Here is a 13,172-nt window from a genome sequence, read left to right on the forward strand (position 1 = left end):
CTTGATATTTTATTAACTCATTGGCATTCTGCCGGGATCTGGGAACTGATACTCAAACCCTAGTTCCCGACAGATGCGGCTACCATCAACGATTTTCTCTACCTTACTTCCGATTTCTGCACTTTCTGACTGTAAAAATTCCGGCGGCGTCAGATAGAGCTGGCGACTGGCTGACTGATAAAACTCTGCTCTTTTCGGGTGGATCGGCGCGCACAAATTAAAAAGATGCCCACCTTCTGGTTGTTGAATAAGAAGCTTAATAGCAGAAATGGCATCATCTTGATGTACCAAATTGACCGCACTTTCTCCTCCGCTGAGTGCCTTCTTTCCAGCGAGAAAACGTCCTGCATGGCGTCCACTGCCTACCAAGCCAGCCAGACGTAAGATATCAACCGACGTATTGGGCAATTGATGTAGCCAGTTTTCCAATTCAACCAGTGCCTTAGCTGATTCAGTTTCGGGGCACACGGGGTTATCTTCATTGAGATAACCAGTAGATGAACCATAAACTGAAGTAGAACTGGTAAAAATAATCCGTGGCACCGAATACGAAAGTGCAGTATCAACAACCAGTTGTACTGCTTTTACATATCCCTTCCCACCACCAGTAACACCACCAACAGGCAGTGTTAAAACCAGCACATTAACAGACATCAGTTTATCAAGATCATCCGCATCGCAAACAATCTGAGGCTCCAAGTTTAGCTGGTAACAATCCACCCCACACATACAAACCGCGTCAACACCATCTGGTGTTGTTTTACTACCAACTACCTGCATTCCCTCGCTTTGTAATGCTTGTGCCAATGGCATTCCTAACCAGCCTAATCCAATAATGGAAACTTTTCTCACCATATCCTCCCAAAAGCGATACTATTTTGATGATTTTTAGGCCATTATGTGACCACAGCTAACATTACTCACCTATTTGTCTAATAGCAACTAAACACATTTAATATTGAAAACAACATGTTAATACAAAACAAACATCTTCTTTAAAAAAAAGTTTGCTTTTCATACACAAGATCGTATAGGTTAAACAACAAGCAACCAACCCTTAATCATAAACATATCGTCACGTACAACCATTATTTATTTAGTACAGCGCGTTTCTTATATAAAGTTTTTTGTAGAAAACTTTATATAAAAAACTACTTTGTAGAAAAAATAGAGAACCCATATATATGAACCGTATTCAATTTAACCATCACCACCACCATCATCCTGACTAGTCTTTCAGGCTGCTGTGTGCTGGAAGACATTTAACCCGTCTTCCGGTGGAATGAATACGATAAAAAAACCCTCGGAAGATCTTCCGAGGGTTTTTTTATGTCTGATTTCTGCGAATTAATTACTGACTAAATCTTGAGATAGGACAAAACATAACATGCTAGATAAAACACGATTACGTATCGCCATTCAAAAATCAGGCCGTTTGAGTGATGACTCCAGAACTTTGCTGACGAGTTGCGGCATCAAAATTAACTTACAGCAACAGCGCCTGATCGCATTCGCTGAAAACATGCCTATCGACATTCTGCGTGTCCGCGATGATGATATTCCGGGCCTAGTGATGGATGGGGTTGTCGATCTAGGCATTATTGGGGAAAACGTACTTGAAGAAGAACTACTGACTCGCCAAGCACAAGGAGAAGATCCTCGCTATCTGACATTGCGCCGCCTCGATTTTGGCTATTGTCGGCTTTCCCTGGCAACGCCTTTTGATTGCGATTATACCGGTGTGCAATGCTTGCAAGATGCCCGTATCGCAACCTCTTACCCACACTTATTGAAACGTTATTTAGACCAAAAAGGCATTCTCTTCAAACCTTGTCTTCTCAATGGTTCAGTCGAAGTTGCCCCCCGTGCAGGGCTTGCAGACGCTATCTGTGATTTAGTTTCCACCGGTGCCACGTTGGAAGCCAATGGCTTGCGGGAAGTAGAAGTTATTTATCGCTCAAAAGCCTGTTTGATCCAGCGTGATGGAGAAATGCCAGAAGCCAAACAGCAGCTTATTGACAAATTGATGCTCCGCATCCAAGGCGTCATTCAAGCACGAGAATCCAAATACATCATGCTGCATGCTCCTAGCGACAAATTGGAAGAGATTATATCTCTGCTGCCAGGCGCAGAACGCCCCACTATCTTGCCATTGGCAGGAGCACAAAATCGTGTAGCCATGCATATGGTCAGTAGTGAAACCCTTTTCTGGGAAACAATGGAGAAACTTAAGGCATTAGGTGCCAGTTCTATTTTGGTTCTGCCAATTGAAAAAATGATGGAGTAACCCGGATGAACACTAATTTTAAAACCATCATTCGCTGGCAATCATGTACGCCAGAACAACAAAAAATATTGCTGACCCGTCCGGCTATTGCCGCATCCGACGATGTTGCCGGCACAGTGAAACAGATTCTGGCAACAGTAAAAACACGGGGCGACCAGGCATTACAAGAGTTCTGCCAACGCTTCGACAAAACAACTGTTGAAACCATCCAGATTTCTGCCAATGAAGTGAATGCAGCGGCCACTCGCCTGACCCCAAAAATCAAGCAAGCTATGCAACAGGCTATGAACAATATCCGTCAATTCCATGAGGCACAAAAACCAGCAGCAGTTGACATCGAAACACTACCAGGAGTTCGCTGCCAACAAGTTACACGCCCAATAGATTCTGTTGGACTCTATATTCCCGGCGGCTCTGCTCCCCTGCCCTCAACGGTATTGATGTTAGGTACACCTGCTAACATTGCAGGTTGCCGTAAAGTTATCCTCTGTTCCCCTCCCCCTATTGCCGATGAAATACTCTATGCTGCGCAACTATGTGGGATAAGCGAAATATTTCAAATCGGTGGTGCTCAGGCGATTGCTGCAATGGCATTCGGAACAGAATCCGTTTCCAAAGTAGACAAAATTTTTGGTCCAGGAAATGCGTGGGTAACAGAAGCCAAACGTCAGGTCAGCCAACAGATTGACGGTACTGCGATCGACATGCCCGCAGGTCCATCCGAAGTACTGGTTATTGCTGACAGCGGAGCCAATCCTGTATTTACGGCAGCAGACCTGCTTTCACAAGCAGAACACGGCCCTGATTCCCAAGTGATACTGCTAACCCCCGATGAAAATTTAGCTAAAAAGGTTATCCATGAAATTGAAACCCAACTTATGGCCTTGCCACGTCAGCAGATCGCAATCCAGGCTTTGCAAGCCAGCCGGATAATCATTGCTAAAAATCTCGACCAGTGCGTGACAATCAGCAACCAATATGGTCCAGAACACTTGATCATTCAAACTCGTCAGCCAGAGCAATTACTTGAGCAGATTACTAATGCCGGTTCTATTTTTCTCGGTGACTGGTCACCTGAATCCGCCGGAGATTACGCTTCCGGTACCAATCACGTTCTGCCTACTTACGGCTATACTTCAACCTATTCCAGCCTCGGTCTGGCTGATTTCCTGAAAAGAATGACCGTCCAGCGGCTCACTCCACAAGGATTACAAAAACTTGCTCCCACTATCGAAACACTGGCACAGGCAGAACAACTTATTGCGCACAAAAATGCTGTTACGTTACGTATGGCAGCCTTGAATAACGCAGACTGATAACCATAAAAAAATTAAGGAACAATCATGAGTACGGTTTTTGATATCAATTCATTGGCAAGAGAAAACGTTCGCAAATTAGTCCCTTATATGTCCGCCCGTCGTCTGGGTGGTCGTGGTGATATTTGGTTAAATGCGAATGAATATCCTATCGCACCCAATTTCCAACTCACTGAACAAACGCTCAACCGCTATCCTGAATGCCAACCAACAACAGTCATTCAACGTTATGCCAATTATTCTGGCCTGCAATCGGAGCAAGTTCTTGTCAGCCGTGGAGCCGATGAATCTATCGAACTGCTAATCCGAGTTTTTTGCGAGCCAGGGCGCGATGCTGTACTGTTTTGCCCACCAACCTATGGCATGTACAGCGTTAGTGCCGAAACCTTCGGTGTAGAGCAGAAAAAAATCCCTGCCAGCACCGACTGGCAACCTGATATTGCCGCTATCAAAAATAATCTGGATCGCGTCAAGCTGATCTATATCTGTAGTCCCAACAATCCAACAGGCAACCTGATTGATCCTGAGATATTACGCCAGATCCTTGAATTAGCCCGTAACCGTGCCATCGTTGCTATTGACGAGGCCTACATCGAATTTTGCCCACAACGCATCCATACTACTACCCGTTGGCTACAAGACTATCCTCACTTAGTTATTTTGCGAACCCTCTCGAAAGCTTTTGCTTTGGCTGGATTACGTTGTGGATTTACGCTGGCCTCTGCCGATATCATCGCACTGATGCTAAAAGTGATTGCCCCTTATCCACTGGCGACGCCTGTTGCTGATATCGCTGCACAAGCATTAACCGAAGCAGGCATTGCAACAATGAGAAATCGTGTGGCAGAGATCACCAACAATCGGGCTTATCTCCAGCAAGCTCTCAGTAACTTGGTGTTGGTTGAAAACGTGTTTCCAAGCGAAACCAATTATATTTTGGTGAAATTTACTAATGCAGAACTTGTATTCAAAACGCTATGGGAACAAGGGATCATCCTACGTGACCAGCGTAAACAACCAGGATTAGCGAATTGCCTGCGCATTACCATCGGCAACCGGAATGAATGTGAGCAGTTAGTTCGTGCTATTAGTACGCTTTCCAACCAATCTAAACAAATCAAGGAAACTGAAAATCCATGAGCCAAAAAATGCTTTTTATTGACCGCGATGGAACATTGATCACCGAGCCACCCTGTGATTATCAAGTTGATCGCCTTGATAAATTGGCTTTTGAAGCCGATGTGATCCCCGCCTTACTCGCCCTGCAAAAAGCCGATTATAAGTTAGTTATGATCACAAATCAGGACGGATTAGGTACGGTCAGTTTTCCGCAAGCAGATTTTGAACCACCCCATGCCTTGATGATGCAAATTTTCACCTCACAAGGTATTCATTTTGAAGAAGTGCTCATTTGCCCACACAAACCAGAAGATAATTGTCACTGCCGTAAACCCAAACTTGGGTTGGTACAAAAATATTTGGCAGACAATATTATCGATACTGACAACAGTTATGTCATCGGTGATCGGGAAACCGATCTGCAATTAGCCCAAAACATGGGTATCAAGGGCATTCGCTACCAGCCCGCATCACTGGGATGGTCAGTCATTTGTGAACAATTGATCGGCAAAGAATTGCCCCATAAAGATCGCCATGCCCATGTCGAACGAAAAACCAAAGAGACCGCTATCGACATTGAAATTTGGTTGGATCGTGAAGGAGAAAGTCACATTAATACAGGCGTCGGTTTTTTCGACCATATGCTGGATCAGATCGCAACTCACGGTGGCTTCCGCATGAATATCCAGGTCAAGGGTGATCTCTATATTGACGATCATCATACGGTTGAAGATACCGGCCTCGCACTGGGAGAAGCTTTAAAGCAGGCATTGGGTGATAAACGCGGTATTGCCAGATTTGGCTTTATGCTGCCAATGGATGAATGCCTTGCTCGCTGTGCTCTGGATATTTCCGGTCGCCCACATCTTGAATATAAAGCTGAATTTAAACACCAGCGGGTTGGAGATTTGAGTACAGAAATGATCGAACATTTTTTCCGTTCCCTCTCTTACACCATGGGATGTACCTTGCACCTAAAAACCAAAGGCAAGAACGATCACCATCGGGCAGAAAGCCTGTTTAAAGTCTTTGGCCGAACTTTGCGCCAAGCTATTCGCGTAGAAGGCGATACTTTGCCGAGTTCCAAAGGTGTTTTATAGGAGAGGCGATAAAGGAGGCCATGATGAACGTTGTTATTCTAGATACAGGCTGTGCTAACCTCGCTTCTGTTGCCTATGCCATCCGTCGCTTAGGTTATGAGCCAACTGTGAGTTTAGACGCGGATATTGTTCAAGCAGCCGATAAACTATTTCTACCGGGAGTGGGTACGGCGACTGCCGCGATGAAACAACTTGAACAACGACAATTAATTCCCTTGATTAATTCTCTTACCCAACCCGTATTAGGTATCTGTCTCGGCATGCAATTGCTAGCTCGTATCAGTGAGGAAGGAGATAACATTCCTCTATTGCAGCTCATTGACGCGCCTGTCAAAAAAATGATGACCGCAGATTTGCCATTGCCACATATGGGCTGGAATCAAGTGCAAACGCAGACAGATAATCCACTGTTTCGCCATATTGCAGATAACTCCCGTTTCTATTTTGTTCACAGTTATGCCCTGCCTGTCGGTGAATATACGATTGCCCAAACTGAATATGGTTATACATTTAGTAGCGCCATTGCAAAAGACAATTTCTTTGGAGTGCAATTCCATCCTGAACGTTCAGGAACAGCAGGCGCACAGCTACTAAAAAACTTTTTGGAGATGTAATCACATGATTATACCTGCATTAGATTTAATCGATGGCAATGTGGTGCGTTTGCATCAGGGAAATTATGACCAACGTCGGGATTATGGCAACTCTCCACTCTCTCACTTACAGCAATATGAACAGGAAGGCGCTAAGTTACTGCATTTAGTGGATCTGACTGGTGCAAAAGATCCTGCCAAACGCCAAATTGTACTCTTAAAAGAGTTACTGGCAGGTGTTACTGTGCCCGTTCAAGTTGGTGGCGGAATTCGTTCAGAGGCAGATATAAAAACCTTGCTTGAAGCAGGTGCAAGCCGAGTTGTCATTGGTTCCACTGCAATTACACAGCCTGAATTAGTCAAACAATGGTTGCAAAACTATGGTGCAGAGGCAATTGTGCTGGCACTGGACATCCGCATCAATGCAGATGGGATAAAACAAGTCGCTATTAGTGGTTGGCAAGAAAACAGCAACACTACCCTTGAGTATATTATTGAACAGTATCTCCCTGTTGGGCTAAAACATGTTTTATGTACCGATATTTCCCGTGATGGCACATTAAGCGGCTCTAATATTGTGCTCTATCAGGAAATCAGCCAGCAATATCCGCAAATCCAATTTCAAGCTTCTGGTGGCATTGGTAGCCTCACCGATATCTCTCCCCTGCCTGCTTCTGGTGTGGCAGGTGTCATTGTTGGACGCGCATTACTGGAAGGAAAATTTACTCTGACGGAGGCTATCCAATGTTGGCAAAACGCATAATTCCATGCCTGGATGTCCGTGATGGACAAGTCGTCAAAGGCGTACAATTCCGTAACCATGAAATTATTGGTGATATTGTTCCTCTCGCACAGCGTTATGCTCAGGAGGGGGCTGACGAGTTAGTCTTTTACGATATTACCGCTTCCTCCGATGGTCGTATGGTAGATAAAAGCTGGGTGGCAAAAGTCGCTGAAGTTATCGACATCCCTTTCTGCGTAGCCGGTGGTATTAAAACCGTCGAAGAAGCGGGACAAATTTTAGCATTCGGTGCAGATAAAATTTCCATCAATTCCCCAGCTTTGACTGATCCAAGTTTAATTAACCGTCTGGCTGATCGCTACGGGGTGCAATGTGTCGTCGTGGGTATTGATACATGGTTTGATGAGAATACTAACAGTTATCAAGTTTACCAATTTACAGGGGATGAAAAACGCACAACCGCAACACGCTGGCAAACATTGGATTGGATCAAAGAAGTCCAACTACGCGGTGCGGGTGAAATCGTCCTGAATATGATGAACCAGGATGGTGTCCGTAATGGTTATGATCTTACCCAACTGAAATTAGTGCGTGATGTCTGTTCTGTACCATTAATTGCGTCTGGAGGAGCTGGAGCACTGGAACATTTCCTCGATGCTTTTCAATTGGCAAAGGTTGATGGTGCTTTGGCAGCCTCAGTTTTTCACAAGCAGATCATTAACATCAGTGAACTTAAACAATATCTTGCTACACAGGGTATCGAGGTTAGAACATGTTGACAGCACGACAATTAACAACCCAAGAAATTGAGAAACTGGATTGGAAAAAAGTAGATAATCTGATACCCGTCATCGTCCAACATGCCACCTCAGGAACCGTGTTAATGATGGGTTACATGAATCAGGAGGCACTGAATGTTACGCTCAATTCAGGCAAAGTAACTTTTTTTTCCCGCACTAAACAGCGGTTATGGACAAAAGGTGAAAGCTCTGGCCACTTTCTGAATCTGGTCGATATCTATCCCGACTGTGACAACGACACCCTGCTGGCCTTAGTAGATCCTATTGGCCCCACCTGTCATACAGGCAATGAAAGCTGTTTTGCTCCTGCACAAACTGACTGGGGTTTTCTCTATGAATTGGAACAATTGTTGGCAAGCCGAAAAAATGCCTCTCCAGACAGTTCCTATACGGCTCGTTTATATGCCAGCGGAACAAAACGCATCGCCCAAAAAGTGGGCGAAGAAGGCGTCGAGACCGCATTAGCAGCGACAGTAAATGATAGGGAAGAGTTGACTAACGAAGCCGCAGATTTGCTCTATCATTTGCTGGTTTTACTCCAGGATCAAAAGCTCGATCTCAGCCATATCATTCGTCGATTGCAGGAACGGCACTCAGCCAAGGAATAATTTTTGGTACAAGAATAACGGCCACTTCGCCAAGCTATATGTACGAAGTGGCTTCTCACTGTTTTATTGGATAACCTTTTATATCTGGGGATAGGACGTCACAACAATAATGTGGCTATTCAAATTCTGCTACTCAAAACACCTAAGCAAATTGTAAATCCATTGTCAGTGATAATTAGAGAATCCTATTTACTCTATTTAGCAGCCACAACCACTTGGTGTGCTTATGGGAACCTCAACTGAGACAGCAGAGTTGCTTGAAGCTGTTCCACAATTAAAAACTCCATAATGCGTACGGCCTTCACCAATCACACTAAATAAGTTATGGTATCGACTTTTACAAATGATATCTGCCGTATTCCGACATATTGGCACCGCTTTCCCTGTTTCAAATACATGTTCTTGATCAAACATAAAGCGAATAGGGTCATCGGGGAGATTACCTTTGTATATAGCGACTTGACCATAATCTTCACAACTATCTTCTAGATCAATGTTGAATAACCTGAGAGTCATTGAATACAGTCTTGCACCACCCAGCTTTTCTTCAATGGATTTGTTGCTAATAGTCTTCAGATTGCTTACAACAATTCGTATATCCCGAAAACCTGCATCACGTGCTATTCGCACAAAGTCGCCATAATACAATACATCACCAATACATTCCCCAATCAGCAATGGATCATTTTTCAACTCTTGGGAAAGTCTGCGATCAGAGAAAATATCAGCAAAATAAATTTCTCCACCAGATTTGAGCAACCGAACCATGCCCTGAAGCACATCAGATTTTGCAGCAGCTAAGTTAATGACACAATTGGAGATTATGACATCGACACTATTCTGCGGTAAATTGAGTAGATCCAAGGATTCAATATTACCATGTATAAAATGTACATTACTTTCGTTATAGCCATAGGCTTCTCGGTGATATTCGATATAACTCTTGGCAAATTCAATTTGCTTAAGAGTCGTATCTATACCGATAACTTTCCCTTCTGGCCCTACCAACTTAGATAAAATGAAGCAATCTCTCCCGCTACCACAACCTAAATCCAACACGGTTGATCCAGCTAGTAAAGGAGGAAAAGGAGTACCACAGCCATAAAAACGCTGCTGCACATCTGGGTGGACTGCCTTTAATATAGCTTTGATCTCATCAGAAGGTGGTTCATCTACAGTACAAACATTAGTTACCAGGTCTTCCTTGGTCGAAAGCGTTGTACCGTAGTAATTTTGTACATTTTCAATTCGCTGAGACAATTGTTGTTCTTTGGTTTTCATCATGCTATTCCTATAACCTCTAATAAAACCCAACCTTAGTCCTAACATAACTCTAATAACGATCGACCTAATACGTTTATTTGGTGAACATTCAGAAAAATAGTAAAGCCACATAACCTGCTATCATTGCCATCGCAAGGATAACAGCGACAAAGGCAGCCAAAAGCTTAAATGTGAATAGGGAGCGTAATAAAATTAGCTCGGTCAGGCTGGCGCCAGCACCACCGATAATTAACGCCAGAATCGCTCCGACACTGACCCCTTTCGTCATCAAAGCTGCTGAAAGCGGTATCAAAGCTTCGGCGCGAAGATACAGTGGTATTCCAATGACAGCAGCAACTGGGATAGCAAACGGATTATCCGAGCCAGCATGTTTTTCAAGCAGACTAGTAGGAACATAACCATAGATCACACTACCTATTGCTATACCGATGAATAAATAAGGTAGTACGTTCTTAAAATCTGCCCAAGCTTCCTGCCACAGACCGCTATACTTACTTTTTGGACGAACCTCTTTAGTGGTTTGACTATCGCAGCAACCTGTAGATTGCGTAATCATCTGGGTAGCAGAACAACAGGGAGCTGCCATTGATTCACAACTGTTTGATATCGCTGGATTAACATTACAACTACTCCCAGAAACTCCGCAATCAGATGTCTCTTCATGGCGTACATAACGTTCAAACCCCAATATTTGTAACAACCATCCGGCACCCAATGAGACCAGAAAGGCAGATAGTACGTAAATAGTTGTTAGCGTCAGACCAAAAGTAGCAACAAACAATACAACGATGATGGGGTTCAATAGTGGGGAAGAAAATAAAAATACCATCATTGGACCAAAACCAGCTTTGGCACGAATTAGCCCTTTCAACATAGGAATAGTCGAACAACTACAGAAAGGAGTGATAGATCCGAGGGCAGCAGCCAGAAAATATCCCCTTTTCCGGTTAGCACTCAATAACGCTTCTACTCTGGATGGAGGTATATGCCGCTGGAGAATACCGACCAACAAACTGATACCAATAAACAAAGCTGATAATTCTATGGCGAGGAAGGCAAACATGTTTAGGGTTTCTTGTAATTGAGAAGACATACCAGATCCTTATATATCTATATTTCTAGTAATATGGAATTATTGGGGATGATAGATTGCCATTGTAATTTCTGTCAAGTATATTTCTAGAAACATAGAATTTTAGATTTAGAGATACGTATGAAACACGAAGAAGTCGCAGCAAGTCTGGCGGAACTGGGGAATTGTCACCGATTAGCTATATTCCGGTTTTTAGTTAAGGCTGGCCATAAAGGAGCCTCGGTAGGGGAAATTCAGAAAGCTTTAGATATTCCCCCTTCAACGCTGTCACATCATCTCAACCGTATGGTGAAGGTCGGACTAATCCGTCAAGAGAAACACAGCCGGACTATCGTATGTATACCTGATTATCAGCACTTGGGAAATCTGATCAACTTCTTACAAGAAGAATGTTGCGTAGGGATTTAACTCGAACACTTCGCGAACCATCATATGGATTATGTAAAGCATAATGGTGATAGTAGAAGACAATATTTTCATCCAGTATATGGATAAAGCCACAGTAGGCCTGAAATGAAGAACATGACATTTCATTAAGAAATATTTCAACCCACTGACAAATCCTGTAGAAAATAATAGGGCTTGTCAGTGGATCATGATGTGACTAGAACATTCAGTGCTTAAAACCACTACTCAGTGAATCACATTGCCGCCTTAAAAATAGCAACGATTTCTTCATGTGATGCCTGAATGGGATTGGTGAAACCACAGGCATCTTTCAACGCATTAGTTGCTAATATTGGCAAATCTTCCTCTTTTACATTCAACTCAGACAAACCTGACGGAATATTCACATCTTTTGCCAATTCACTGATTGCATGGATACAAGCTTCAGCAGCTTGCGTATCATTTAAAGCACCAACCTCAACGCCCATAGCCGCCGCAATATCTCTCAGACGAGCAGCAGAAACTTTTGCATTGAATCTTTGTACATGTGGTAATAAAACCGCATTGCAGACACCGTGTGGCAAATCATAAAATCCACCTAACTGGTGTGCCATAGCATGGACATATCCCAAAGAGGCATTATTAAATGCCATGCCAGCCAAGAACTGGGCATAAGCCATATTCTCGCGCGCTTCCATATCATGACCATCTTCAACCGCACGGCGCAAATAATTGCTAATCATTGTCACCGCTTTCAAGGCACAAGCATCAGTGATAGGGTTTGCCGCTGTAGAGACATAAGCCTCAATAGCATGAGTCAATGCATCCATTCCTGTTGCGGCTGTCAATCCTTTTGGCATCCCTGCCATCAGTGCAGAATCATTGACTGACAAAATAGGCGTTACATTTTTATCCACAATGGCCATTTTGATATGACGTTCAACATCCGTAATAATACAGAAACGTGTCATTTCAGAAGCTGTTCCCGCTGTAGTATTGATGGCAATCAAAGGTAGCTGTGGTTTAGCCGAACGATCAACTCCTTCATAATCACGAATATCTCCGCCATTAGCTGCCACCAGCGCAATACCTTTTGCACAGTCATGCGGTGAACCACCACCTAAAGAGATCACACAATCACAGTTATGCTGGCGCAGAATCTCCAAACCTTCCCCAACATTAATCGTAGTTGGATTTGGTTTTGTTCCATCATAAATTGCACTTTTTATCCCAACATCTGCCAGCAAAGCCTGAACTTTTCCAACAACACCAATCTCGTTTAACACGCGGTCAGTGACAATCAAAGCCTGTCTGTAGCCATAATTTTTCATTAATTCGACGGCTTCAGTCATGCATCCCATACCGATTTTATTCACTGGTGGGATAAAGAAAGTTGATGCTGCCATTTGAAACTCCTTAGATTTTACTGAAGTATTTCAAATCTTAGTGTAAAAAACTGGAATTACAATGTGACACTTATTTACCCCAGTAATTTTGACCAGAATCAATAATTGCTGATGCAAGACGGAAAAAATAGGTATTAATTTTTACTTTGAGTTTATACAGGAGAATATACCAGAATTAATTACCTTTCGGAAAATAATCGATTAAATCTAGCCTTAAGAAAATGCCCAATAAATTAAAGGCAACTTAAATTTTGCTATAATTTAACCAGATGAAAATGGGTGATTATTATATGAATAATATTTTTGTTCTGGTAATACTCAGCCTCGCTATCCTCAGCCTCGCTCTGTTTCTTTATCTCCACGATGCAGAGATAGCACACTGGTTAGAGAGATTTGCCCAACGATTACTTAAGTGGCAACCTCCAAGTTGATATTTT

15 protein-coding genes and 2 other annotated features are annotated in these 13,172 nt (G+C 43.2%); of the genes, 11 read left to right on the forward strand and 4 right to left on the reverse strand.

From position 1 onward, the window contains the following. Positions 1-12: 12 nt before the first annotated feature. Positions 13-852, reverse strand: coding sequence for an SDR family oxidoreductase (locus Xentx_RS00540; RefSeq protein ID WP_074018498.1), 840 nt, complete (start codon positions 850-852; stop codon positions 13-15). A gap of 332 nt (positions 853-1,184) precedes the next feature. Here Xentx_RS00540 and hisL point away from each other — a divergent pair, with 332 nt between their 5' ends. The 9 genes from hisL (at position 1,185) to hisIE (ending at position 8,565) form a co-directional block, all read left to right on the forward strand. Continuing rightward, on the forward strand, positions 1,185-1,232 hold the full coding sequence (hisL, locus tag Xentx_RS18675) for a his operon leader peptide (protein ID WP_113967449.1): 48 nt from the start codon (positions 1,185-1,187) through the stop codon (positions 1,230-1,232). Continuing rightward, positions 1,208-1,331, forward strand: a sequence feature (His leader region). It overlaps the preceding gene by 25 nt. Next, positions 1,292-1,421, reverse strand: a sequence feature (His leader region). (Overlaps the previous feature by 40 nt.) Then, positions 1,388-2,287, forward strand: a complete 900-nt coding sequence (hisG, locus tag Xentx_RS00545; protein ID WP_074018322.1) for an ATP phosphoribosyltransferase — start codon at positions 1,388-1,390, stop codon at positions 2,285-2,287. (Overlaps the previous feature by 34 nt.) 5 nt (positions 2,288-2,292) lie before the next feature. After that, on the forward strand, positions 2,293-3,603 hold the full coding sequence (hisD, locus tag Xentx_RS00550; RefSeq protein ID WP_074018323.1) for a histidinol dehydrogenase: 1,311 nt from the start codon (positions 2,293-2,295) through the stop codon (positions 3,601-3,603). Between the two features lie 27 nt (positions 3,604-3,630). Continuing rightward, positions 3,631-4,743: a histidinol-phosphate transaminase gene (gene hisC / locus Xentx_RS00555; protein WP_074018324.1), complete on the forward strand. Its 1,113-nt coding sequence runs from the start codon at positions 3,631-3,633 to the stop codon at positions 4,741-4,743. After that, complete coding sequence (gene hisB, locus Xentx_RS00560; RefSeq protein ID WP_074018325.1) at positions 4,740-5,822, forward strand: bifunctional histidinol-phosphatase/imidazoleglycerol-phosphate dehydratase HisB; 1,083 nt, start codon at positions 4,740-4,742, stop codon at positions 5,820-5,822. The genes hisC and hisB overlap by 4 nt, the downstream gene beginning before the upstream one ends. Positions 5,823-5,845: 23 nt before the next feature. Further along, positions 5,846-6,436 carry an imidazole glycerol phosphate synthase subunit HisH gene (gene hisH / locus Xentx_RS00565; protein WP_074018326.1) on the forward strand — a complete coding sequence of 197 codons (591 nt, stop codon included), beginning with the start codon at positions 5,846-5,848 and terminating at the stop codon, positions 6,434-6,436. Positions 6,437-6,440: 4 nt separating this feature from the next. Further along, a complete protein-coding gene (gene hisA / locus Xentx_RS00570; protein WP_074018327.1) occupies positions 6,441-7,178 on the forward strand; it encodes a 1-(5-phosphoribosyl)-5-[(5-phosphoribosylamino)methylideneamino]imidazole-4-carboxamide isomerase in 738 nt (245 codons plus the stop codon). Next, complete coding sequence (hisF, locus tag Xentx_RS00575; RefSeq protein ID WP_074018328.1) at positions 7,160-7,936, forward strand: imidazole glycerol phosphate synthase subunit HisF; 777 nt, start codon at positions 7,160-7,162, stop codon at positions 7,934-7,936. Before hisA ends, hisF begins: the two co-directional genes overlap by 19 nt. After that, on the forward strand, positions 7,930-8,565 hold the full coding sequence (gene hisIE, locus Xentx_RS00580; RefSeq protein ID WP_074018329.1) for a bifunctional phosphoribosyl-AMP cyclohydrolase/phosphoribosyl-ATP diphosphatase HisIE: 636 nt from the start codon (positions 7,930-7,932) through the stop codon (positions 8,563-8,565). The genes hisF and hisIE overlap by 7 nt, the downstream gene beginning before the upstream one ends. 198 nt (positions 8,566-8,763) lie before the next feature. Here the strand turns inward: hisIE and Xentx_RS00585 are convergent, their stop codons facing one another. Then, on the reverse strand, positions 8,764-9,849 hold the full coding sequence (locus Xentx_RS00585; protein ID WP_244149795.1) for a methyltransferase domain-containing protein: 1,086 nt from the start codon (positions 9,847-9,849) through the stop codon (positions 8,764-8,766). An 88-nt stretch (positions 9,850-9,937) separates the two neighbouring features. After that, a complete protein-coding gene (locus tag Xentx_RS00590; RefSeq protein ID WP_074018331.1) occupies positions 9,938-10,942 on the reverse strand; it encodes a permease in 1,005 nt (334 codons plus the stop codon). 120 nt (positions 10,943-11,062) lie between these two features. On the opposite strand from Xentx_RS00590, the gene Xentx_RS00595 reads away from it, so the two are divergent. Then, positions 11,063-11,350, forward strand: a complete 288-nt coding sequence (locus tag Xentx_RS00595; protein WP_074018332.1) for an ArsR/SmtB family transcription factor — start codon at positions 11,063-11,065, stop codon at positions 11,348-11,350. A 233-nt stretch (positions 11,351-11,583) separates the two neighbouring features. Here the strand turns inward: Xentx_RS00595 and yiaY are convergent, their stop codons facing one another. After that, a complete protein-coding gene (gene yiaY / locus Xentx_RS00600; RefSeq protein WP_074018333.1) occupies positions 11,584-12,735 on the reverse strand; it encodes an L-threonine dehydrogenase in 1,152 nt (383 codons plus the stop codon). Between the two features lie 290 nt (positions 12,736-13,025). Between yiaY and Xentx_RS19060 the strand changes: the two genes are divergently transcribed. Continuing rightward, positions 13,026-13,166 (forward strand): hypothetical protein, encoded by a 141-nt coding sequence (locus tag Xentx_RS19060; protein WP_167366734.1) that lies wholly within the window; start codon positions 13,026-13,028, stop codon positions 13,164-13,166. Positions 13,167-13,172: the final 6 nt, after the last annotated feature.

The sequence above is a fragment of the Xenorhabdus thuongxuanensis genome, assembly GCF_001908095.1.
Lineage (GTDB): Bacteria > Pseudomonadota > Gammaproteobacteria > Enterobacterales > Enterobacteriaceae > Xenorhabdus > Xenorhabdus thuongxuanensis.